The organism is Aeromonas bestiarum (genome assembly GCF_000819745.1).
GTDB classification, from domain to species: Bacteria; Pseudomonadota; Gammaproteobacteria; order Enterobacterales; family Aeromonadaceae; genus Aeromonas; species Aeromonas bestiarum.
In genome coordinates this window covers 79,273-103,470 of record NZ_CDDA01000029.1, presented here as the reverse complement: position 1 = coordinate 103,470, position 24,198 = coordinate 79,273, and the positions used below count along the sequence as shown (strand labels likewise).

Genomic DNA, 24,198 nt, shown 5'->3' with positions numbered 1-24,198 from the left:
GGGCACCACGCTCAGCACCACCCTGGGTTTGTGCAGTACATAGTGGTCCAGTACCCGCTTTACCTCGGCGGGCGTCACCCGCGCCATCCGGTCGAGATAACGGTGCAGGTAGTTGGGCTCCTGAAACAGGCTGTGGCCCGTGCCCAATAATTCCGCCTTGCCGGCCACGCTGTCCAGCGACCAGACCAGGTTGGCACGCAAGGCATTGGCAGAGTGCTCGAGCCGGGCCCCGGGGATGCCCTCCTGGGCCAGTCTGGCGATGACACCGTCTATCTCACGCTTGATGGGTTCGAGCTCGGCGCCCTGCTCCAGATTCGGAATGGCCTGGATCACCAGCATGCAGGCGAGCACGCCACACTCATGGCGGGCCGAGACGAACACCAGCTTGCCGCTCTGTTGCAACTGTTGTTGCAGCAGGCCACTGGCGGATCCCCCCAGTTGATCGGCCAGCAGATCGAGGGCTTCGAAACTCGGGTCCCGGGCCGAAACGGTCGGATAGGCCAGAACCAGCATGGGGTCCTGTACCGGGGCCGTCAGGGTACGATATCGACTCTTTTTCAGTGCCACAGGCCGGGGCACTGAGCGAGCCTGGCCGGGGGCTGGCGACAAGGCGCCGAAGTAGCGTTCGACCCAGGCCAGGGTTTGCGCCGGCTGGATATCACCGCCGATCACCAGGGTGGCATTGTTGGGGCCATACCAGCGCAGGAAAAACTGGCGCACATCCTCCAGGGTGAGGCGCTCCAGATCCGCCATCCTGCCAAACGGCGTGTTGAAATAGGGGTGATTGGGTGGATAGAGGGTACGGTTCAACACCTCCAGCACCCGGCCATAGGCAGGTGTGTCGACCAGGTCGGCTCGCTCGTTTCTGGCCACGTCACGCTTGGCATCAAACTTTTGCTGGTACAGGGTATCGAGCAGGAAGCCCATCCGATCCGCCTCCAGCCAGAGTACTTTCTCCAGCTGATTGGCCGGCACCGTCTGGTAATAGCGGGTTTGATCCCGTGTCGTCAGCCCGTTGATGTCACGCCCCCCCACCTGCTGCAGCAGGCGGATATGCCCCTCCTCCCCCACATGGGCCGAGCCCTGAAACATCATGTGTTCGAACAAATGCGCCATGCCGGACTGGCCCGGCGCCTCTTCGGCCAGCCCGACCCGATAATTAACTTCCACATGCACCAGAGGATCCGAGTGATCCTGGGTCAGGATCACCGTCAGGCCGTTATCAAGCCGATATTGCTGGTAAGGCACGATCAGCGGATTGGTGCCTTTTTTTTGCTCCTTGACCAGTACCGGGCCAGCCAGAGCCAAGGCACTGAATAAATACAATAAACTCCACGCGACTCTCATTTTGTTTCCCAATTCTCAAGTCTGAACATTATTATTGTTATCTGTTGTTGCACTCACGCCATATTCACGCCGATTCGCCAGCGGCCCCATTATTCATCTCTATTTGTGTGGTGATATGAATCATGCTGGCAGGTCAGTACGCTGGCGACATATCGTCAGATGACTGACCCTTGTATCAATATTTGCACGCCATGGGTGCCATGCCTGCGCACGGGTAGCCCCCGGGGCCAAGGCCACCAGTGTAATCAATCGGGGCCTTCAGGGATATCTCGCGGGCACCGTCATTTGTAACAAGCCATGAGATGACCAGAGAGAAGCGTTAATCATGGCCATCACAACCCTTATTTCCGAGCCGAATGTATCGCCATTTTTCAATGTGTCAAAAGGCGCACGCGGATGCATTTCTCACCGGGTGACTATTTACCATTGAGTCAGGAGAAAATACGCAACCGGTGATGAATAATATCAATTCAATTAATAACGAGACGAGGCCTCTCCATGTACACAATCTAAGTGAATATGCCATTGCGCCGGAACGCCCGCGCTCTGCACGCCAAAATGGGCAAAAAAACAGGGGGCCTAGGCCCCCTGCTTCACACTCACCTCGGTTGGATCAACCGCGATCCAGCAGTATGTTGAGCATGCGGCGCAGCGGCTCGGCGGCGCCCCACAACAGCTGGTCACCCACAGTGAAGGCAGCCAGATATTCCGGACCCATGTTGAGCTTGCGCAGACGTCCCACCGGGATGCTGAGGGTGCCGGTGACGGCAGCCGGGGTCAGCTCGCGGGCCGTGATGTCGCGATCGTTGGGGATCACTTTTACCCAGTCGTTGTGCGCGGCCAGCAGGGCTTCGATCTCGGGGAGCGGCACATCCTTCTTCAACTTGATGGTGAAAGCCTGACTGTGGCAGCGCAGGGCGCCGATCCGCACGCACAGACCATCCACCGGGATGGCGGCATCTTCAATCCCCAGGATCTTGTTGGTCTCGGCCTGGCCCTTCCACTCTTCGCGGCTCTGGCCGTTGTCGAGCTTGGTGTCGATCCAGGGGATGAGACCACCGGCCAGCGGTACGCCAAAGTTGTCCACCGGCAGGGTGCCGGAGCGGGTCTTCTCGGTGATCTTGCGCTCTATGTCGAGGATGGCAGAGGCGGGATCCGCCAGCTCCACCGCCACTTCGTCATGCAGCAGGCCCATCTGGGTGACCAGCTCGCGCATGTGGCGCGCGCCGCCGCCCGATGCGGCCTGATAGGTGGCCACGCTCACCCACTCCACCAGATCGGCCTTGAACAGACCGCCGAGGGCCAGCAGCATCAGGCTGACGGTACAGTTGCCGCCGACGAAGGTCTTGAGCCCCTTGTCCAGCGCCTGCGCTATGACGTCGCCGTTGACCGGATCCAGGATGATGACCGCGTCCTTCTCCATCCGCAGGGAGGAGGCGGCATCAATCCAGTAGCCCTGCCAGCCGGCGGCTTTCAGGCGCGGATAGACATCCTTGGTGTAGTCGCCGCCCTGCGCCGTGATGATGATATCCTGCTTGGCCAGCGCCTCGATATCGAAGGCGTCCTGCAGGGTACCGGCATCGACACCGAAGTTGGGGGCGGCCTCACCGGCCTGGGAGGTGGTGAAGAAGGTGGGTTGAATGCGGGCAAAATCCTTCTCTTCCTGCATCCGGCTCATCAGTACCGAACCCACCATGCCACGCCAACCGACCAAACCTACTTTTTTCATAATGTCCTACCCTGGATAGCTGCTATAGAAAATTGTGTATTGAAACCCGTAACCCCTTGTCCGGCGCGGGCCGTTCACAAACAGATTACAAAATACGTGTTGCGAAAAATGCGTCTATCCACATTACGGATTGTGACGACGGGCGCAAGTCGAATTGCGCAATATTCTGTGCCGTTCGCTGCAATATCCGCCAGCCAGCTCCCGGCTGATGCGATCTCTTGGCACCCGGCGTCAGCTTGGGGCATGATTGAAACCGACTGGCAGCCACTGCCCCCTGGGGACGACCCCTGGGCCTCATGATGTGCAGGGACGACCCTGCTTCCTGCGGAATATCCTTATGTCCTGGTTACTCCTGTTGCTGGCCGGCCTGTTCGAGGTCGCTTGGGCCATTGGCTTGAAATACACCGACGGTTTCAGCCGTCCCCTCCCTACCCTGCTGACCCTGAGTGCCATGGGGGTGAGCGTTGTGCTGCTCGCCATGGCGGTCAAACAGTTGCCGCTCGGCACCGCCTACGCGGTCTGGACCGGCATAGGTGCGGTCGGCACAGTGCTGATGGGGATCTGGCTGTTCAACGAGCCCGCCACCCTGGCACGGGTGCTCTGCCTGATGCTGATCATCGGCGGGATCCTGGGTCTGAAGTTTATCGGCTGAACCAACGGCAGATCCCGGATCTGTGGATAGCTAAACGGGGCTCTTGCCCCGTTTTTTGCCTGCCAAACGCGCCGACCCCTGCTATTATCTGCGGCCAAACATGAGCCAATAAAAATCAGGATATTGTGATGACCGACCACACTTTTATTCCCGGCAAGGACGCGGCACTGGAAGACTCCATCGACCGCTTCCAGACCAAGCTGCAAGCCCTGGGGTTTGATATCGAAGAGGCCTCCTGGCTCAACCCCGTGCCGAACGTCTGGTCGGTGCATATTCGGGACAAGGAGTGCGCCCTCTGCTTCACCAACGGCAAGGGTGCCAGCAAGAAGGCGGCACTGGCTTCGGCCCTTGGCGAATATTTCGAGCGTCTCTCCACCAACTATTTCTTCGCCGACTTCTATCTGGGTGAGCAGGTCGCCAACGGCGACTTCGTGCACTACCCCAACGAGAAGTGGTTCCCCATCGAGGGCGATCAGTTCCCGGCCGGTCTGCTCGACAGCTTCACCCGCAAGTTCTACAACCCGGACGGCGAAGTGGCCGCCGACATGCTGGTGGATCTGCAATCGAACAACGAGGAGCGCGGCATAGTCGCGCTGCCGTTCGAGCGCCAGTCCGATCACCAGACCGTCTACATCCCGATGAACATCATCGGCAACCTCTATGTCTCCAACGGCATGAGCGCCGGCAACACCCGCACCGAGGCCCGCACCCAGGCCCTGTCCGAGGTGTTCGAGCGCCACGTGAAGAACAAGATCATCGCCGAAGCCCTGAGCCTGCCGCTGATCCCGAATGAGGTGATTGCCCGTTATCCCGGCATCAAGGCCTCCATCGATGCGCTGGAAGGCGAAGGCTTCCCCATCTACAGCTTCGATGCCTCCCTGGGCGGCCGCTATCCGGTCATCTGCGTGGTGCTGCTCAACCCGGACAACGGCACCTGCTTTGCCTCCTTCGGTGCCCACCCGCGCTTCGAAGTGGCCTTCGAGCGCACCGTCACCGAACTGCTGCAGGGCCGTGGCCTCAAAGATCTGGACGTGTTCGTGCCGCCGTCATTCGACAACGAGCAGGTGGCGGATCACCACAACCTGGAGACCCACTTCATCGACTCCTCCGGCCTCATCAGCTGGGATCTGTTCAAGCAGGATGCGGACTTCGAGTTCGCCGACTGGGATTTTCGCGGCACCTCGCAGGAGGAGTTCGACCATCTGATCGGCATCTTCCACGAGCTGGAGCAGCCGGTCTACATCGCCGACTACGAGCATCTGGGTGTCTACGCCTGCCGCATCCTGGTGCCGGGCATGTCCGACATCTATCCGGCCGAAGACCTGCTGCTGGCCAACAACAACATGGGCGCCAACCTGCGGGAAGTGATCCTAGCGCTGCCGTCGCTGGAGTGGGATGCCGAGCAATACATGGCGCTGTTCGACCAGCTGGACGAAGAGGGGCACGACGAGCGCACCCGCGTCCGTGAGCTGCTCGGCATCGCCGCAGCCAAGGGTACAGCCCTGCACACCCTGCGCGTCGGCGAGCTGAAAGCCATGCTGGCGCTGGCCGCCGGTGAGCTGGAAACGGCACTGGATCTCATCGACTGGACCATGGAGTTCAACCAGTCGGTGTTCCCGGCGGATCGCGCCAACTACTACCGTGCCCTGCGCGCCTGCGTCGAGCTGTTCATCGACCAAGAGCGGGATCCGGAGCAGTACCGCGCCGTGTTTACCCGCATGTATGGCGAGCAGACCCTGGCCGATGCCTGGGCCAACGCCAGCGGTGAAGCGCGCTTCCACGGGCTGGAGGCGGCCGATCTGTCCCTCGTCCAGTTCCCGCAGCACCAGAAACTGCTGGCAGCCTATGAAAAGCTGCAAAAGGCCAAGCGAGCCCATCATTGGGCCTGATGTGGTAGTATTTGGGGGGGCCTTGATGGCCCCTTCTGTTTTATGGTGCCCCGGCTGGGGATTTGTTATTCAAGGATGAAATAAAAAACAAAAAATACCCCTTAGGGGGTTGCCAACGTCGAGTCCATGATGCGGGGGGGATGCAAAGATGCCTTGCCAGTACCTTTTTTCAGGCTTGACAAATAAATTCTTTAAAATCATTACATTAAAAAATCAGCATTTCTGTTTCAGCTGAAACCTGGTGTAAAGAGAGGCTTCCAGGGGACTCAAATTTTTGTAGTAAAATTACATTCACAATCTGCAATTCTTGATCGGAGTCAATTTTGACGATCTGGCCCTTTGTTATGATTTCCACAGGCAAAACAGCAGGTACATGAGAATTGAAAGCAGAATCTCCCTTTGATTGTCTCAAGCCAGAAGCCATCGCTGCACTGGCAGAAGATATAACCTATGCCAAGGCAACCAAGCCGGCTCATAAGGTCATCCCCCTGGCCATCACAGCAGGCGCTTTCATCGCCATCGCTTTTGTCTTTTTCATCACAGTCACCACGGGTGCCGGCAACGTGGCCTGGGGCCTCAGCAAGCTGGTCGGCGGTCTCTGTTTCTCCCTCGGTCTCATTCTGTGTGTGCTGCTCGGTGCCGAGCTGTTCACCTCCACCACCCTGACGCTGGTGGCCAAGGCGGCCAATCGCATCACCTGGGGTCAACTGCTCAAGAACTGGGGTCTGGTCTACTTCGGCAACCTCATCGGCGGTCTCATCATAGTCGCGCTCATCATCATGTCGGCCGAGTACATGGCGGCGGATGGTCAGTGGGGCCTGAACGCCCTGAAAGTGGCCCAGCACAAGATCCATCACACCTTCTTCGAGGCCCTCGCCCTCGGTATCCTCTGCAACCTCATGGTGTGTCTCGCCGTGTGGATGGCCTTCGGCGCCCGCAGTGCGACCGACAAGGTGATGGTCATGCTGCTCCCCGTCGCCATGTTCGTGGCTTCCGGTTTCGAGCACAGCATCGCAAACATGTTTATGATCCCGGTCGGTATCGCTATCCATGCGGTAGCAGGCCCGGAATTTTGGCAGGCCATCGGCCAGGATCCGGCGACCTTCGCCGACTTGACCGTATCCAACTTCGTCCTACACAACCTCATTCCCGTCACCATTGGTAATATCATTGGTGGTGGCGTCATGGTTGGTCTGACTTACTGGTTTATCTTCCGTCGTCATCATTAAGGATGATTGCGGGATACTACATCAATACCGTGTGAGGTAATGAAAATGGCAGAACTTAACGAACAGTTCCAAAAAGCATGGGAAGGCTTCGCGGCCGGTGAATGGCAGTCCTCTGTCAACACCCGTGACTTCATCCAGAAGAACTACACCCCGTATGAAGGTGACGAGTCCTTCCTGGCTGGCGCGACCGAAGCTACCACCAAGCTGTGGGACAAGGTCATGGAAGGCATCAAAATCGAGAACCGCACTCATGCGCCGGTCGATTTTGATACCGACCTGCCCTCCACCATTACCGCTCACGATGCCGGCTATATCGATCAGGGCCTGGAGCAAATTGTAGGTCTGCAGACCGACAAGCCGCTCAAGCGCGCCATCATCGCCAACGGCGGTATCAAGATGGTTGAGACTTCTTGCAAGGTGTACGGCCGCGAGCTGGATCCCATGGTCAAGAAAATCTTCAGCGAGTACCGCAAGACTCACAACCAGGGCGTGTTTGACGTTTACACCAAAGACATCCTGAACTGCCGCAAGTCTGGCGTCATCACAGGTCTGCCGGATGCCTACGGCCGTGGCCGCATCATAGGTGACTACCGTCGTGTCGCCCTGTACGGCATCGACTTCCTGATGGCTGACAAGCTGTCCCAGTTCAAGTCTCTGCAAGCTGACCTGGAAAACGGCGTCAACCTGGAAGCCACCATCCGTCTGCGCGAAGAGATCTCCGAGCAGTACCGTGCCCTGGCCCAGATCAAAGAGATGGCCGCCAAATATGGCTGCGATATCTCTGTACCGGCTGCGAGCGCCAAAGAAGCCGTGCAATGGACCTACTTCGCCTACCTGGCGGCAGTCAAGTCCCAGAACGGTGCCGCCATGTCCTTCGGCCGTACCTCCAGCTTCCTGGACGTGTACATCGAGCGTGACCTGAAGAAAGGCGTGATCACCGAGCAAGAAGCTCAGGAGCTGATGGACCACATGGTCATGAAGCTGCGCATGGTTCGCTTCCTGCGTACTCCTGAATACGATTCACTGTTCTCCGGCGACCCCATGTGGGCGACCGAGACCCTGGCCGGTATGGGCGTTGATGGCCGTACCCTGGTCACCAAGAACAGCTTCCGTATGTTGAACACCCTGTACACCATGGGCCCGTCCCCTGAGCCGAACCTGACCATTCTGTGGTCCGAGAAGCTGCCGGTCGGTTTCAAGAAGTACTGCGCCAAGGTATCTATCGAGACCTCTTCCGTTCAGTACGAGAACGACGACCTGATGCGTCCGGACTTCAACAACGATGACTACGCCATCGCTTGCTGTGTGTCCCCGATGATCGTCGGCAAACAGATGCAGTTCTTCGGTGCTCGTGCCAACCTGGCCAAGACCATGCTGTATGCAATCAACGGCGGTATGGACGAGAAGCTCAAGATCCAGGTCGGTCCCAAGACCGAGATGGTGACCTCCGAGTACCTCGACTACAACGACGTGATGGATCGTCTGGATCACTTCATGGACTGGCTGGCCAAGCAGTACGTGGCTGCCCTGAACATCATCCACTACATGCACGACAAGTACAGCTACGAAGCCTCCCTGATGGCGCTGCACGACCGTGACGTGTACCGCACCATGGCTTGCGGCATCGCCGGTCTGTCCGTTGCGGCTGACTCCCTGTCTGCCATCAAGTACGCCAAGGTCAAGCCGGTTCGTGACGAAGATGGCGTTGCCATCGACTTCGAAATCGACGGTGAATACCCGCAGTTCGGTAACAACGACTCTCGTGTCGATGACATCGCCTGTGACCTGGTAGAACGCTTCATGAAGAAAATTCAGAAGCTGAACACCTACCGTGGCGCCGTGGCTACCCAGTCCGTACTGACCATCACCTCCAACGTGGTGTATGGCAAGAAGACTGGTAACACCCCGGATGGCCGTCGTTCCGGTGCACCGTTTGGCCCGGGTGCCAACCCGATGCACGGTCGTGACCAGAAGGGTGCCGTTGCTTCCCTGACTTCCGTTGCCAAGCTGCCGTTCGCCTACGCCAAAGATGGTATCTCCTATACCTTCTCCATCGTGCCGAACGCCCTGGGCAAAGACATGGAAGCGCAGAAATCCAACCTGGCTGGTCTGATGGACGGTTACTTCCATCACGAGACCAACCTGGAAGGCGGTCAGCACCTGAACGTCAACGTGATGAACCGTGAAATGCTGCTGGACGCCATGGAAAACCCGGAGAAATATCCGCAGTTGACCATCCGCGTATCCGGTTATGCCGTTCGCTTCAACTCTTTGACCAAAGAGCAACAGCAAGACGTCATCACCCGTACCTTCACCGCTTCTCTGTAATCGCTTATTGCTAAGCAAGAGTCGCAGTGACTAAAAACCGGCGCCCAGGCGCCGGTTTTTTTATGTCTGATTGTCAGCAGGCATCGACTCGAAAGAGTGATGACGGCCCTCCTTCCCCTTCACCCGGAAGTGACCGAGGTGGATTCTCCCCTCACCCCCTTGTTCCCCGTCTCTTCCCTCTTGTCAATGAAACGGAAAGCAGCAACGAGATCCCTCTATAGGCCCCATAGTCCCCGCACTGCGCGCTTGGTGCACTCTCCCGCAGGCAAGGGGACACAGAAGCCTGTCTATCGCTCGCAGCAGGCCACCAGATAGCAACAGGGGCAGAAGAGTATGACTCCCCTGCCCCTGCGGCATATCAATGGCACTGTGGACCGGATAACGGCTTGGCTAGTCTGATTTAACTCGCCCAGGTGATGATGTGATCGATCCACTCACCGGCATGGGCTTCGTGTATCACCTTGCCGCGCACCGACTGTCCAGCCTGATGCATGGCGGAGCGACTGCCGGTGATCAGCGGATGCCACTCAGGCAAGGTCTGCCCCTCGGCCAGCAACCGGTAGGCACAGGTCGAGGGCAGCCAGTCATACTCGGCAATCTTGTCATGGGTGATCTGCAGGCAGTCCGGCTCCTTCTTGAAGCGGTTGCCGTAATCGGAACACTGGCAGGTCTTGGTGTTGAGCAGATCGCAGGCGACATTGGTGAACACCAGTTCGTCGGTATCCTCGTCAATGAGCTTGTTCAGGCAGCACTTGCCGCAGCCGTCGCACAGGGATTCCCACTCCGCATCCGTCATCTGCTGCAGGGGCTTTTCCTGCCAAAAAGGAGTTGGCTGCATTTTCTCGACTTGCTGCATGGAAGGGGCTCGCTAAATAGACCAGTAAAGCGCGTGGTTATACGCCTTATGGCCCAATTTTTCAAGGTCGATGGTAAGTATCAGGCATCATTCATTCCACCGACTCTACTCCATCAAAAGGATCTGACTGATACTTGTCAGCTCTTTATACTGGAATGAAAATTAATTTAAATAGGCAGATCTACCTCAGCTATGCCTTGTTCACTCAATTTATGTCGTTGGGACGCTATCTCTAAAAATAAATCTCGGTCATGCTCCCCTACAAGACATATTACAAACTCCCAACGAGGAGGAAAGCTACTCAAAATCACATTTATTCCAGCTTCTTCTAACAGCGTTGACAACATGTTTGATGCTGGCCTAGTTTCTGATAACCAATATCTGCCATGCTTGTCAATGGATTGAACAGCTGGCATATAATAATTTTTAAAAACAATACTTCTGAGATTGTTATAGTCAACATTCATGTCTAGCCCCTCAACACATAGCCGAACTATACCTTGAAAGAATTAATGAGTTTACTTATTTGCTCGATCCCATCAAACGTAGATGGCAGATTACCATCTTCCGTTACTATCCCTGAGAATATCACTCGTTCAAATCGCTCTAGAGCATCAGCATCTTTACTCTTTATCTCACTAGCATACCCAGAATAACTTTGGATAAATCTGCACAATGTCTTTCTAAGGTCGATCTGTAGTAATTGAGACTTAACCGACTTGTAATTAAATAGAAGAACCCTAAAATAATATATCGATATTGCGACTAAAGATATGGTTGGAAAAATAGATACCAATAGCCCATCTCTGATGACATTTAAGTTATCTATATTAGCATAAATGAATGCAAGCTCAGCTACTATTGGCAAGACTATAACCAAAGACAACAGTCTAAGCCAAAACAAGATCCCATCACGCTCACGTATCTTTTCTTTTGATAAGTCATCAAAACCTTGATACAAGCCAACGAAGTTAAATGCATTCTCATATCTAGATAGAGACGCCTCGATTGTTTTTACTCTACTCTCTTTCTCACTTAAGTCTCTATCCCATTCTTCTTTAAGGTTTTTAGCTTTCGCTGAAACAGCATCAAAATTCTTTAAACTTTCAATTCCCTCACTGTTTGCGATCTCCTTGAAAATACTAATAGGCATGTCACGGATCGCAAACTCAATTTGTTCCTTTGCTGTAACTTCAAATAAGCTTACATTATCAAAAACGAAGCGTCTTGCAGCTTCGAACTCCATCGCCAAGTCATTTTTGGTTGAGAGATACAACTCGAAAAGAAACCTAAAACACATCGAGCAAATTTCATCCAATCGTTCTTTCGTTAGCTCTTTTTCATCAGCAAGCCTATTAATGAATTGATCGCCTATCCACTTTATATTTATCTGGCAGAACGTATTCCATTCATCAGGTCTTTTTTCCATAGCATTAATAATTAGGCGGATAAGACTATTCCGTTGTTTATCGAAGTCATTCGAAGGAACTAAGCCATCAATTTTTTTCCTAAATTTAGAAAGTACAGTTTTACTCTGGTTTGTATCAAATAATTCCATCATAAATATTGCCACTCACAAAATATGAAAAAATTTGTCATTTAGTTAGCCGCTATCCTACGCAGGGATCTATTCAAGATCTAGCTGTAGATAGAATAACTATTCTAAATGTGCCCACCATCATATTCTATCCATAAAAAATGCCGCCCTAGGGCGGCATTTTTCTATCAGAGATAACGGGCTGAAAGGAATTACCAGCCGGTTACTTCACGCAGGGCCTTGCCGATATCGGCGAGGGAGCGCACGGTTTTCACGCCGGCATCTTCCAGGGCGGCAAATTTCTCTGCCGCCGTGCCCTTGCCACCGGCGATGATGGCGCCCGCATGACCCATGCGCTTGCCAGCCGGGGCGGTAACGCCCGCGATATAGGAGACCACCGGCTTGGTGACGTGGGCCTTGATGTAGGCAGCCGCTTCTTCCTCGGCGCTGCCGCCGATCTCGCCGATCATGACGATGGCTTCGGTCTTGGGATCGTTCTGGAACATCTCCAGGATGTCGATGAAGTTGGAGCCTGGGATGGGGTCGCCACCGATACCGACGCAGGTGGACTGGCCGAAGCCCTCGTCCGTGGTCTGCTTGACCGCTTCGTAGGTCAGGGTACCGGAGCGGGAGACTATGCCCACCTTGCCCGGCTTGTGAATGTGGCCCGGCATGATGCCGATCTTGCACTCACCCGGGGTGATAACGCCCGGGCAGTTCGGACCAATCATGCGCACGCCGGTTTCCTGCAGCTTCACCTTGACCTGCAGCATGTCCAGGGTCGGGATGCCTTCGGTAATGGTGACGATGAGCTTGATGCCAGCATCGATGGCTTCCAGGATGGCGTCCTTGCAGAAGGGCGCAGGCACATAGATGACGGAGGCGGTGGCGCCGGTGGCTTCGACCGCGTCACGCACTGTATTGAACACCGGCAGGCCCAGGTGGGTGGTGCCACCCTTGCCCGGTGACACGCCGCCGACCATCTGAGTACCGTAGGCAATGGCCTGTTCGGAGTGGAAGGTACCCTGACCGCCGGTAAAGCCCTGGCAGATCACCTTGGTGTCTTTGTTGATCAGAACGCTCATTATTTGGCCTCCGCTGCTTTAACCACTTGCTGAGCTGCGTCAGTCAGACTCGTTGCGGCGATGATATTGAGGCCGCTGTCGGCCAGTTTACGGGCACCCAGTTCGGCATTGTTGCCTTCCAGACGCACTACCACGGGCACCTTGACCCCCACTTCCTTGACCGCGCCGATAATGCCTTCCGCGATCATGTCGCAGCGCACTATGCCGCCGAAGATGTTGACCAGCACGGCCTGCACCTTGGTGTCAGAGAGGATGATCTTGAAGGCTTCGGTCACGCGCTCCTTGGTGGCGCCGCCGCCGACGTCCAGGAAGTTGGCCGGTGAGCCGCCGTGCAGGTTGACGATATCCATGGTGCCCATGGCCAGACCGGCGCCATTGACCATGCAGCCGATGTTGCCATCGAGCGCCACATAGTTCAGCTCCCACTGGGCGGCGTGCGCTTCGCGGGGGTCATCCTGGGAGGGGTCATGCATCTCGCGCAGCTTGGGCTGACGATAGAGGGCGTTGGCGTCGATGTTGATCTTGCCGTCGAGGCAATGCAGGTTGCCCTGGGCGGTGATCACCAGCGGGTTGATTTCCAGCAGTGCGAAATCGCAATCCAGGAACATCTGGCCCAGACCCATGAAGATCTTGGTGAACTGCTTGATCTGATCGCCGACCAGACCCAGCTTGAAGGCCAGCTCGCGCGCCTGATAGGCCTGCGGGCCCACCAGCGGATCGATGGCGGCCTTGTGAATCAGTTCCGGGGTTTCGTGGGCGACTTTCTCAATCTCCACGCCACCTTCGGTAGAGGCCATGAAGACCACGCGACGGCTGCCACGATCGACCACGGCGCCCAGATAGAGCTCCTTGGCGATGTCGGTGCAGGATTCCACCAGGATCTTGGTAACCGGCTGACCGTTGGCGTCAGTCTGATAGGTCACCAGGTTCTTGCCGAGCCAGTTCTGGGCAAAGGCGCGGATCTCGTCCTTGCTCTTGGCCAGCTTGACGCCGCCCGCTTTACCGCGGCCACCGGCGTGGACCTGGCACTTGACGACCCAGGTATTGCCGCCAATCTTGTCGGCCGCTTCAGCAGCTTCCTGCGGGGTAGCACAGGCATAACCTTCGGAGACCGGCAGGCCATACTCGGCAAACAGCTTTTTTGCCTGATATTCATGCAGATTCATAGATGCTCTATCCGTGTTGTAGGTATTTCCGTCCGGGGCTCGTGTTTCTCAATCCCCTGTGAATGGGGGCCTGGGCGGCCCCTCGTTATCTTTCTAATTCGCTCAGAATGTCGCTGGTTGCCTAGACATCCAGCAACAGACGGGTCGGATCTTCCAGCAGCTCCTTGATGGAGACCAGGAAGCCCACCGACTCGCGACCATCGACGATGCGGTGATCATAAGAGAGGGCCAGGTACATCATCGGCAGGATCTCGACCTTGCCGTCGACCGCCATGGGTCTGTCCTGGATCTTGTGCATCCCCAGGATGGCGCTTTGCGGCGGGTTGATGATGGGGGTGGACATCAGGGAGCCGAACACGCCACCGTTGGTGATGGTGAAGTTGCCGCCGGTCAGTTCGTCCACGGTCAGCTTGCCGTCACGGCCCTTGCCCGCCAGATCCTTGATGGCCTTCTCGATGTCCGCCAGGCTCATGTTGTCGCAATCGCGCAGCACAGGCGTCACCAGCCCGCGCGGGGTGGAGACGGCGATGCTGACGTCGAAGTAGTTGTGGTAGACGATGTCGTCACCGTCCAGCGCAGCATTCACTTCCGGATAGCGCTTGAGGGATTCAACGACCGCCTTCACGTAGAAGGACATGAAGCCGAGCTTGATGCCGTGCTTCTTCTCGAAGATCTCGCCGTACTGCTTGCGCAGCTTCATGATGGGCGCCATGTTGATCTCGTTGAAGGTGGTCAGCATGGCGGTGGTGTTTTTGGCTTCCAGCAGACGCTCGGCGATGCGCTTGCGCAGACGGGTCATTGGCACACGCTTCTCGGTGCGACCGACCAGCGGCGCTACCGCAGCTACAGGGGCAGCCGCGACCGGCGCGGCGGCAGGCTTGTTGCCACCCTTGATGAAGGCTTCCACATCTTCCTTGCTGATGCGACCGCCCTTGCCGGTGCCGGTCAGCTTGGTCACGTCGATGGCGTGCTCGGCCACCAGGCGGCGCACCGAGGGGCTCAGGCCATCGGCGCCGTCATCGGCCACGGCTTCCACCGGCTTCTCCCTGGTCTCTTCACCGGCCACGGGAGCCGGCTTGAGCATGGCGATCAGCTGGCGGGACAACACGGTCGCCCCTTCCGCTTGCAGGATGTCGCCGAGGACGCCGGCTTCCGGCGCCGGGACTTCCAGCACGACCTTGTCGGTCTCGATGTCGACCAGTACTTCGTCACGGGCAACCAGATCACCCGGTTTCTTGTGCCAGGTGGCGATGGTGGCGTCCGCCACTGATTCCGGCAGGTCCGGTACCTTGATCTCGATAGTCATGTAATCAGTTCCTTGTTACTTCTTGTTCAGGGCTTAGGCCAGAGTAAGGGCGTCTTCCACCAGGGCTTTTTGCTGCTTGGCGTGGACCGACATGTAACCGACGGCCGGTGAGGCCGAGGCCGGGCGACCGGCATAACGCAGACGGGCATGGCTTGGCAGCACGCTGTCATAGTGATGACGGGTGCTGTACCAGGCGCCCTGGTTCTGCGGCTCTTCCTGACACCAGACGAAGTCGGTGACGTGGGCATAGTCGGCCAGAATGGCGCGCACTTCCTCCTCCGGGAAGGGGTAGAGCTGCTCGATCCGCACCAGGGCCACATCGTGCTGCTCGGCCTTGCGACGGGCATCGAGCAGGTCGTAGTAGACCTTGCCGGAGCAGAACACCACCCGCTTGACCCCCTTGGGATCCAGGGCGTCGATTTCGCCAATGGCGTTCTGGAAGGTGCCGGTCGCCAGCTCGTCGAGCTTGCTCACCGCCAGCGGGTGGCGCAGCAGGGATTTGGGCGTCATGACGATGAGCGGACGGCGCATCGGGCGCACCACCTGACGGCGCAGCATGTGGAACACTTGCGCCGGGGTGGACGGCACGCACACCTGCATGTTGTGCTGGGCACACATCTGCAGATAGCGCTCGAGACGGGCGGAGGAGTGCTCCGGGCCCTGCCCCTCATAACCGTGGGGCAGCAGCATGGTCAGACCGCACATCCGGCCCCACTTCTGCTCGCCGGAGGAGAGGAACTGATCCACCACCACCTGGGCGCAGTTGGCGAAGTCGCCGAACTGGGCTTCCCAGATGGTAAGACCGGCCGGCTCGGCGCTGGCGTAGCCATATTCAAACGCCAGTACCGCGTTTTCGGTCAGCACTGAGTCGTAAATTTCAAAGGGACCTTGCTCGTCGTGCAAGTTGCACAGCGGAGTGTAGGTACTGGCATCGCTCTGGTTGTGCAGCACGGCGTGGCGGTGGAAGAAGGTGCCACGGCCGGAGTCTTCCCCGGTGAAGCGGATGCGAGAGCCCTTGTCCACCAGGGTGGCGTAGGCCAGGGTCTCGGCAAAGCCCCAGTCCAGCAGCTTGTCGCCGGCGGCCATCAGCCGTCTGTCTTCGTAGATCTTCTCGACCTGGCGCTGCAGCACGTGGGTGGCCGGATACTGGCTGATGCGCTCGCCCAGGGATTTCAGGTGATCCATGGGCACAGTGCTGTCATAGCTCATGGCCCAGTCGTGACCGAGATAAGGGGTCCAGTCGACGGAGTGCAGCTCCATTGGACGCCACTCCTTGCTCACCCGCTCGCCCCGATCCAGGGTATCGCGATAGTCGTTGACCAGGGTGGTGGCCAGCTCCTGACTGATGCTGCCTTCCGCCACCAGCTGGTCGGCGTAGATCTTGCGCGGGGTCGGGTGCTGTTTGATCTTCTGGTACATCAAGGGCTGAGTTGCACTGGGCTCGTCGGCCTCGTTGTGACCGTGACGACGGTAGCAGACCAGCTCGATCACCACGTCGCGCTTGAAGGTGTTGCGATAATCCAGCGCAATCTGGGTCACCAGCACCACGGCTTCCGGGTCATCCCCGTTGACGTGCAGCACGGGGGCCTGCACCGCCTTGGCGATGTCGGTACAGTATTCGGTGGAGCGCAGGTCACGTTGATAGGAGGTGGTGAAGCCTACTTGGTTGTTGATGACGATGCGCACAGTGCCGCCGACGCCGTAGGCACGGGTCAGGGACATGTTGAAGGTTTCTGCTACTACGCCCTGCCCCGCGATGGCGGAGTCACCGTGGATGGTGATGGGCAGGACGCTGGAGCCATCCTTGTCGCCGCGTCTGTCCATGCGGGCACGGACCGAGCCGATGACCACGGGGTTGACGATCTCGAGGTGAGACGGGTTGAAGGCCAGCGCCAGGTGGACGTTGCCGCCCGGGGTGGCGAAGTCGGAGGAGAAGCCCATGTGGTACTTCACATCCCCTGTGCCCCAGGATTCACCGTGCTTGCCGGCGAACTCGTCGAACAATTCTTGCGCCCGTTTGCCGAGCACGTTGATCAGCACGTTCAGGCGACCACGGTGGGCCATGCCGATGACGGCCTCTTTGCAGCCCTGCTCACCGGCGCGGCGAATAAGCTCCTTGAGCATGGGCACCATGGCATCGCCCCCTTCCAGGGAGAAACGCTTGGCCCCCGGGAACTTGGCGCCCAGGTATTTTTCCAGCCCTTCGGCCGCGGTCAGGCTCTCGAGGAAGCGGGTCTTCTCCTCTGTGCTGTAGTTGCCCGTGGCTTCGATGGATTCAAGACGGTCTTGCAGCCAGCGCTTCTCCTCGGTAGAGGTGATGTGCATGTAGTCTGCACCTATGCTGCCGCAATAGGTTTTCTTTAGCGAGGCGTAGAGATCGGAGAGCACCATGGTCTCGCGACCTATGGCGTAGGAGCCCACGTTGAAGGTGGCCTCCATGTCGGCGCCCTGCAGATTGTGGAAGGCAGGATCCAGTTCGGCAACGGTTTCACGGGTCCAGAGTCCAAGGGGATCCAGATTGGCATTCTGGTGACCACGGAAGCGGAAGGCGTTGATCAGTTGCAGCACGCGCACCTGTTTCGCATCCACTTGCGGATCGGACACGGGGGCACTGTAACGGGAGGGATCCTTGGCCAGACGACGGAAATAATCGCGGACTTGGGAGTGAGGTTGTTCAACCGCATGGCCATTGACCTGGGGCAGCGAGCTAAACAGGCTGCGCCACTCGTCGGCTACGGATTCGGGGTCTTCCAGGAAGGATTCGTACAAATCCTCAATATAGCTTGCATTCGCACCAGCCAGGTGAGATGACTCCAACCAGGCCTTCATCACGCCGTTATGCATTTCTATCCCTTGTACATCTTGTTCACTGCAGCGCAGCTTGTAGGGTTTAAATAGCCATCCAGCCATGGGGTCGGATGGCTATCCAGAGGTCGGGCCTGGCGCGTGACGCCCTGGCCCTGATACTAAACAGCCCGATTGAGCAGCATCGACTTGATCTGACCGATGGCCTTGGTCGGGTTCAAGCCCTTGGGACAGACGTTCACGCAGTTCATGATGCCGTGGCAACGGAACACGCTGAAGGCGTCATCCAGGTTACCCAGTCGTTCGCTGGCGGCGGTGTCGCGGCTGTCGGCCAACCAGCGATAGGCGGCGAGCAGCCCGGCCGGGCCGATGAACTTGTCCGGGTTCCACCAGAAGGAGGGGCAAGAGGTGGAGCAGCAGGCACAGAGAATACACTCGTACAGGCCATCCAGCTTGGCGCGCTCTTCGGGGGATTGCAGGTGCTCACGCACGGGCGGCAATTTCTCATCGTTGATGAGGAAGGGTTTGACCTTCTCCCACTGGGTGTAGAACTGGGTCATGTCGATCACCAGATCGCGGATCACCGGCAGGCCGGGCAAGGGGCGAATAACGACGCTATTGCCCTTCTTCAGCAGATCGGAGAGCGGGGTGATGCAGGCAAGACCGTTCTTGCCATTCATGTTGAGACCGTCTGATCCACAGACCCCTTCGCGGCAGGAGCGGCGGAAGGCGAGCGTGGGATCCAGCTCTTTCAGCTGGATCAGTGCATCGAGCACCATCATGTCGGAACCTTCAGGAATATCAAGACGATATTCCTTCATATAGGGGACGTTATCAACATCCGGATTGTATCTGTAGACAGAGAATGTGACGTTCATGTTGTTTGGCTCCGCAATCGTTAAGTCCGCACCTTGGAGAAGAGAGATGGGAATGCCTCCCACCTCTTCACAGACCGGTACATGCTGCGATAAGCCGACTGTCTGCTCTTCATGGTGCCTGTCTCCGCCATCGGTCAGTAAGTCCGGACCTTGGGTGGGAATGCCTCACGGGTTTTCGGAGACATGTTGACAGCGCGACGGGTCATGGACTCTGTGTCCGGATGATAGAGGCTATGGCACAGCCAGCCCTCATCGTCACGATCCGGGAAATCGAAGCGGCTGTGGGCACCCCGACTCTCGGTACGGAAGTTGGCCGCCACCGCGGTGGCAAACGCCGTCTCCATCAGGTTGTCCAGCTCCAGGCACTCGATGCGCTGGGTGTTGAACTCCTTGGAGGTGTCGTCCAGACGGGCATTCTTCAGCCGCTCGCGGATGCGTTTCAGCTCGGCCAGCCCTTCGGCCATGGCGTCACCTTCACGGAACACGGAGAAGTTGTTCTGCATGCAGGTCTGCAGATCCTTTCGGATCTGGGCCGGGTCTTCGCCGTCGCGGTTGTTTTCCCAGCGATTGAAACGGGCCAGCGCGGCGGCCAGATCAGACTCGGAAGCCTCGCGACCATGTTCCATCTCGCCCAGGGTGTTGACCAGGTGCATGCCCGCAGCGCGGCCAAACACGATCAGATCCAGCAATGAGTTGCCGCCCAGACGGTTGGCTCCGTGCACGGAGACACAGGCTATCTCGCCCACCGCGAACAGACCGACCACGGGGACGTCGTTGCCGTCCTTGTCCTGGGTCAGACACTGGCCATTCACGTTGGTCGGCACGCCGCCCATCATGTAGTGGCAGGTAGGTATGATGGGGATGGGTTCCTTGACCGGATCCACGTGGGCGAAGGTGCGAGAGAGCTCGCAGATGCCAGGCAGACGGGATTCCAGTACCTCTTTGCCGAGGTGATCCAGCTTGAGCTTGATGTGCGGGCCCCAGGGACCGTCACAGCCACGGCCTTCGCGGATCTCGATCATGATGGAACGGGCCACCACGTCGCGACCGGCCAGATCCTTGGCGTTCGGCGCGTAACGCTCCATGAAGCGTTCGCCGTCTTTGTTGAGCAGATAACCGCCTTCACCACGACAGCCTTCGGTCACCAGCACCCCTGCCCCGGCGATGCCGGTCGGGTGGAACTGCCAGAACTCCATGTCCTGCACGCCGACGCCGGCGCGCAGCGCCATGCCGACGCCATCACCCGTGTTGATGTGGGCGTTGGTGGTGGACTGATAGATGCGACCGGCGCCGCCGGTGGCCAGCACGGTTGCCTTGGCCTTGAAGTAGACGACTTCGCCACTCTCCATGTCGATGGCGGTGCAGCCAACGATGTGGCCGTCCTGGTTTTTCACCAGATCCAGCGCATACCACTCGGAGAAGACGGTGGTCTTGTTCTTGACGTTCTGCTGATAGAGGGTGTGCAGCAAAGCGTGACCGGTACGGTCCGCTGCGGCTGCGGTACGAGCCGCCTGCTCGCCACCAAAATTCTTGGACTGGCCGCCAAACGGACGCTGGTAAACGGAGCCGTTGTCGAAGCGGGAGAAGGGCAAGCCCATGTTCTCCAGCTCATAGACAGCCTCGGGGCCCGTCTTGCACATGTATTCGATCGCTTCCTGGTCACCGATATAATCGGAGCCCTTGACGGTGTCATACATGTGCCATTGCCAGTTGTCGTCGTGGGCATTGCCCAGCGCAACCGTGATCCCGCCCTGGGCAGAAACCGTGTGAGAACGGGTCGGGAAGACCTTGGACAACAGAGCGCAGCTCTTGCCGGACTGGGCAATCTGCAGCGCGGCGCGCATGCCAGCACCACCGGCACCGATCACGACCGCATCAAATTCACGAGTTGGAATAGTCACCTTACACCCCCCACAGCACAACGAAGCCGGTCATCAGGTAGACAAACAGCACCACTACCAAGGCAAATTGCAGCGCACCGCGCAGCCCCACCGGCTTGATATAGTCGGTCAGCACCTGCCACAGACCGATCCAGGCGTGGATCAGTACGCACAGCAGCGCCAACAGGGTGAATACCTTGGTGAAGGTTTTGGCGAAGAAGCCGGTCCACACCTCGTAGCTGATGTCATTGAACGCGACAAAGCCAACCAGATAGAGGACGTAAGCCGTCATGATGAGGGCGGTGGCGCGGATCAGGATGTAATCATGAACACCGCTGCGCCCGAATGTTGCAGAATTGGTTACCATACCAGTACTCCCGCCAATACCGCCAAAACCGCGGTGATCACGAAGGCCACACGGGCACTCTGATTACCGGATTCCAGCTCTTCCCAATAGCCCATATCCATGACCAGATGACGCAGACCGCCCACAATGTGGTAAGCCAGCGCAGTCAGGATCCCCCACAACACGAATTTGACCAGGAAGTTGTCCATGATGGACACCACGGTTTCAAATCCTTCGGGAGAGGCGAGTGAAGTACCAAGCATCCACAGCAAGATAGAGAGCGCCACAAAGGTGATCACCCCTGAGACACGATGCAAGATGGAAGCGATGGCGGTGACAGGAAAGCTGATCGTCTGTAGGTCGAGGTTTACAGGTCTCTGTTTATTTTTCACGGCTTTGCCCACTCAGCTCCATTGAGCACGTTAGTTATTGTTTTTACACGCTTATGAGGGCACGGAGTGGCGTTTGTTAGGTTTTTGTTACCAAAACGACTCAAAAAAGCCAAAAACAACATTTTCAATATCGCATCCGACTTTGCGCAAGCGTTTCAAACACCGACAGCCATCACCCACGAGGCGCAGTATATCGGCGGGCTTAACCAATGACAATCAATTAGCTACAAAGAAAACCCAAAACCGTAAACCAGATCTCACAACTCATTTAACAACTCATTAATGATCATCCAGAAAAATTGACAGCGCCCCTGAACTCTGTTTCAAATAAGGCGCTCCAGCCGCCCTGGTACGGGTCAGAACCTTTGCCAGCGTCATCAAACTCGTAATAAAGTAGAGCTGGAATCAAATTATAAAAGAGCAAAGGAGACGTGCTATGGCTGATAAGATAGCCACCCTACATCTGCCCGGTAAAGACCCGGTAGAACTACCGATCCTGTCAGGGACTGTCGGACCCGACGTGATCGACGTCAGAAAATTGGGCGCGCAAGGGTACTTCACCTTTGACCCCGGTTTTATGGCCACCGGTGCTTGTAAATCATCCATTACCTATATCGATGGCGATCAGGGTGTCTTGCTGCACCGTGGTTACCCCATCGCCCAGTTGGCCACCCAGGCCAGCTACCTCGAAGTCTGCTATATCCTGCTGTACGGCGAGGCGCCCACCAAGGCGCAGTACACAGAGTTTGAACGTCTGGTCACCCGCCATACCATGGTGCACGAGCAGATCGCCTTCTTCTTCCGCGGCTTCCGTCGTGACTCCCACCCCATGGCAATCATGTGTGGCGTGGTCAGTGCGCTGTCCGCCTTCTATCACGATGCGCTCGACATCAACAACGAAGAGCACCGCGAGATCTGTGCCTTCCGTCTGCTCTCCAAGATGCCGACCCTGGCCGCCATGTGCTACAAGTACTCCATCGGTCAGCCGTTCATGCAGCCGCGCAACGCCCTCTCCTATGCCGGCAACTTCCTGCACATGATGTTTGGCGTGCCGACCGAAGAGTACAAGGTCAACCCCATAGTCGAACGCGCCATGGACCGCATCTTCACCCTGCATGCGGATCACGAGCAGAACGCCTCCACCTCCACAGTGCGTCTGGCCGGCTCCTCCGGTGCCAACCCGTTTGCCTGTATCGCCGCCGGGATCGCCTCCCTGTGGGGACCGGCTCATGGCGGTGCCAACGAAGCCTGCCTCAAGATGCTCGAAGAGATAGGCTCAGTGGAGCGCATCCCCGAGTTCATCGGCCGCGCCAAGGACAAGAACGATCCCTTCCGTCTGATGGGCTTCGGTCACCGGGTCTACAAGAACCACGATCCCCGTGCCACCGTGATGCGCGAAACCTGCCACGAGGTATTGACAGAGCTGCAGATCAAGGATCCGCTGCTGGATGTGGCCATGGAGCTGGAGCGCATCGCGCTGTCGGACCCCTACTTCATCGAGAAGAAGCTCTACCCGAACGTGGACTTCTACTCCGGCATCATCATGAAGGCCATCGGCATCCCCATGTCCATGTTCACCGTGATCTTCGCCATCTCCCGCACCATCGGCTGGATCGCCCACTGGAACGAGATGCACTCGGACCCGGATCAGAAGATCGGCCGTCCCCGTCAGCTCTATACCGGCCTGGCCCAACGGGAATTCACCCCGCTCGATCAGCGTTGATGCGCTGAGTCGACACGGTTTGTTACTAAGGCGGTCATTGACCGCCTTTTTATTTGCCGCTCTAATGCCCCCTTTCGATTTAGAAGGAGTCCATCATGAGACCATTGTTCATCAGCGCCGCCCTGCTGCTCAGCGCCTGTCAGAGCGCACCGACCCCGTCACAGGGGGAAACCCTCTACATCAACAGCCAGCTGGTACACTGCGTCGGTGTCGGCCCCATGCAATGCATGCAGGTTCGCAGCGACGAGCAGCAGGCCTGGACTCTCTTTTATCAGCAGATAGAAGGCTTTCAGTTTGAACCCGGCTACCAGTACCAGCTGACCGTCAGCAAGGAGCAACTCAGCGACGTGCCGGCGGATGCCCCTTCCCTGCGTTATCGCCTGATCAAGCTGGTCAGCAAGCAGGCCGCTCGTTAAGACGCCCACCATAATGGGCATCGTTTGGAAATGATTGTTCAGTTCATGGCCGCATTCTGATACGCTGGCTGACGCACACATTATTTAATCAGCGTACCCAGGCAGCGATGCCCCATGACTATGATCCAGATCCGCACTACCCGGGCCAATGACTGGCCTACCATCATGGCCATTCAGGATGAGTGTTATCATCAGCTGGATCCTGAACCCCTCGAGGTCATGAGCAACAAGGCCGAACTGGCTCCCGACTGCTGTTGGGTGGCCGAATATCAGGGCAAGGTACTGGGTTACCTGCTCTGCCATCCCTGGCGCGCCCATCAGCCGCCCTCCCTCTCGGTACCCATGCAGACACTGGCGGGGAACGACGAGTTCTATCTGCACGATCTGGCCGTGTCAGCGCAGGCGCGCGGCAAGGGCATAGGCCAGCGGCTGCTGGAAACCGCTCTCGCCTTCGCCAGCGCGGAAGGTTACGAGCATGCCGGACTGGTGGCGGTGCAGGATGCCCCAGCCTTCTGGCGCAAGCAGGGCTTTGTGCCCACCAAGACCCCAAAATCATTGGACGAGTACGGTGAGGGCGCCGTCTATATGCGGCTGCCCTTGACCGATCTCGCCTGAGGGTCGCCCGATTGCCAAT

Annotated in this window: 20 protein-coding genes; 7 read left to right on the top strand and 13 right to left on the bottom strand. The window is 57.5% G+C overall.

What is annotated here, in order from left to right:
• Together BN1118_RS15085 and asd are read right to left on the bottom strand one after the other, a co-directional pair.
• On the bottom strand, positions 1-1,347 hold a 1,347-nt coding region (locus BN1118_RS15085; RefSeq protein WP_043556904.1), incomplete at its 3' end, for a M16 family metallopeptidase.
• Positions 1,348-1,960: 613 nt separating this feature from the next.
• Entirely contained in the window at positions 1,961-3,076 is a 1,116-nt protein-coding gene (gene asd, locus BN1118_RS15080) for an aspartate-semialdehyde dehydrogenase (protein WP_043556900.1), read from the bottom strand.
• Positions 3,077-3,413: 337 nt separating this feature from the next.
• On the opposite strand from asd, the gene sugE reads away from it, so the two are divergent.
• The 4 genes from sugE (at position 3,414) to pflB (ending at position 9,174) form a co-directional block, all read left to right on the top strand.
• Positions 3,414-3,728 (top strand): quaternary ammonium compound efflux SMR transporter SugE, encoded by a 315-nt coding sequence (sugE, locus tag BN1118_RS15075; protein ID WP_043136213.1) that lies wholly within the window; start codon positions 3,414-3,416, stop codon positions 3,726-3,728.
• A gap of 128 nt (positions 3,729-3,856) precedes the next feature.
• Positions 3,857-5,617 (top strand): 30S ribosomal protein S12 methylthiotransferase accessory factor YcaO, encoded by a 1,761-nt coding sequence (ycaO, locus tag BN1118_RS15070; RefSeq protein WP_043556899.1) that lies wholly within the window; start codon positions 3,857-3,859, stop codon positions 5,615-5,617.
• Between the two features lie 380 nt (positions 5,618-5,997).
• Complete coding sequence (gene focA / locus BN1118_RS15065) at positions 5,998-6,846, top strand: formate transporter FocA (RefSeq protein WP_042866521.1); 849 nt, start codon at positions 5,998-6,000, stop codon at positions 6,844-6,846.
• 45 nt (positions 6,847-6,891) lie between these two features.
• Positions 6,892-9,174, top strand: a complete 2,283-nt coding sequence (pflB, locus tag BN1118_RS15060) for a formate C-acetyltransferase (protein ID WP_043556898.1) — start codon at positions 6,892-6,894, stop codon at positions 9,172-9,174.
• A gap of 400 nt (positions 9,175-9,574) precedes the next feature.
• Here the strand turns inward: pflB and BN1118_RS15055 are convergent, their stop codons facing one another.
• The 11 genes from BN1118_RS15055 to sdhC form a co-directional block, all read right to left on the bottom strand.
• Positions 9,575-10,012 (bottom strand): YcgN family cysteine cluster protein, encoded by a 438-nt coding sequence (locus tag BN1118_RS15055; protein WP_043556903.1) that lies wholly within the window; start codon positions 10,010-10,012, stop codon positions 9,575-9,577.
• Positions 10,013-10,197: 185 nt separating this feature from the next.
• Positions 10,198-10,497 (bottom strand): hypothetical protein, encoded by a 300-nt coding sequence (locus tag BN1118_RS21845; RefSeq protein ID WP_156995031.1) that lies wholly within the window; start codon positions 10,495-10,497, stop codon positions 10,198-10,200.
• A 26-nt stretch (positions 10,498-10,523) separates the two neighbouring features.
• A complete protein-coding gene (locus BN1118_RS15050; RefSeq protein ID WP_043556897.1) occupies positions 10,524-11,591 on the bottom strand; it encodes a hypothetical protein in 1,068 nt (355 codons plus the stop codon).
• 188 nt (positions 11,592-11,779) lie between these two features.
• Positions 11,780-12,652: a succinate--CoA ligase subunit alpha gene (gene sucD / locus BN1118_RS15045; protein WP_042649072.1), complete on the bottom strand. Its 873-nt coding sequence runs from the start codon at positions 12,650-12,652 to the stop codon at positions 11,780-11,782.
• Positions 12,652-13,818: an ADP-forming succinate--CoA ligase subunit beta gene (gene sucC, locus BN1118_RS15040; RefSeq protein ID WP_042872307.1), complete on the bottom strand. Its 1,167-nt coding sequence runs from the start codon at positions 13,816-13,818 to the stop codon at positions 12,652-12,654. Before sucC ends, sucD begins: the two co-directional genes overlap by 1 nt.
• Before the next feature lie 121 nt (positions 13,819-13,939).
• Positions 13,940-15,124 carry a 2-oxoglutarate dehydrogenase complex dihydrolipoyllysine-residue succinyltransferase gene (odhB, locus tag BN1118_RS15035; protein WP_043136195.1) on the bottom strand — a complete coding sequence of 395 codons (1,185 nt, stop codon included), beginning with the start codon at positions 15,122-15,124 and terminating at the stop codon, positions 13,940-13,942.
• Between the two features lie 33 nt (positions 15,125-15,157).
• Positions 15,158-17,968 (bottom strand): 2-oxoglutarate dehydrogenase E1 component, encoded by a 2,811-nt coding sequence (gene sucA, locus BN1118_RS15030; RefSeq protein WP_043556896.1) that lies wholly within the window; start codon positions 17,966-17,968, stop codon positions 15,158-15,160.
• A gap of 122 nt (positions 17,969-18,090) precedes the next feature.
• Positions 18,091-18,807, bottom strand: a complete 717-nt coding sequence (locus tag BN1118_RS15025) for a succinate dehydrogenase iron-sulfur subunit (RefSeq protein ID WP_043556895.1) — start codon at positions 18,805-18,807, stop codon at positions 18,091-18,093.
• A 134-nt stretch (positions 18,808-18,941) separates the two neighbouring features.
• Positions 18,942-20,708: a succinate dehydrogenase flavoprotein subunit gene (gene sdhA / locus BN1118_RS15020; RefSeq protein ID WP_043556894.1), complete on the bottom strand. Its 1,767-nt coding sequence runs from the start codon at positions 20,706-20,708 to the stop codon at positions 18,942-18,944.
• A gap of 1 nt (position 20,709) precedes the next feature.
• Positions 20,710-21,054, bottom strand: a complete 345-nt coding sequence (gene sdhD / locus BN1118_RS15015) for a succinate dehydrogenase, hydrophobic membrane anchor protein (RefSeq protein WP_042872296.1) — start codon at positions 21,052-21,054, stop codon at positions 20,710-20,712.
• Positions 21,048-21,437, bottom strand: coding sequence for a succinate dehydrogenase cytochrome b556 subunit (sdhC, locus tag BN1118_RS15010; protein ID WP_011705795.1), 390 nt, complete (start codon positions 21,435-21,437; stop codon positions 21,048-21,050). The genes sdhD and sdhC overlap by 7 nt, the downstream gene beginning before the upstream one ends.
• A gap of 424 nt (positions 21,438-21,861) precedes the next feature.
• Between sdhC and BN1118_RS15005 the strand changes: the two genes are divergently transcribed.
• From BN1118_RS15005 to BN1118_RS14995, 3 genes are all read left to right on the top strand, one after another.
• Positions 21,862-23,148: a citrate synthase gene (locus tag BN1118_RS15005; RefSeq protein ID WP_042872295.1), complete on the top strand. Its 1,287-nt coding sequence runs from the start codon at positions 21,862-21,864 to the stop codon at positions 23,146-23,148.
• 95 nt (positions 23,149-23,243) lie between these two features.
• The gene (locus BN1118_RS15000; protein ID WP_043556893.1) at positions 23,244-23,564 is read left to right on the top strand and encodes a DUF4377 domain-containing protein; all 321 of its coding nucleotides are present in this window, start codon (positions 23,244-23,246) and stop codon (positions 23,562-23,564) included.
• A gap of 120 nt (positions 23,565-23,684) precedes the next feature.
• The gene (locus BN1118_RS14995) at positions 23,685-24,179 is read left to right on the top strand and encodes a GNAT family N-acetyltransferase (RefSeq protein ID WP_043556892.1); all 495 of its coding nucleotides are present in this window, start codon (positions 23,685-23,687) and stop codon (positions 24,177-24,179) included.
• Positions 24,180-24,198 lie beyond the last annotated feature (19 nt).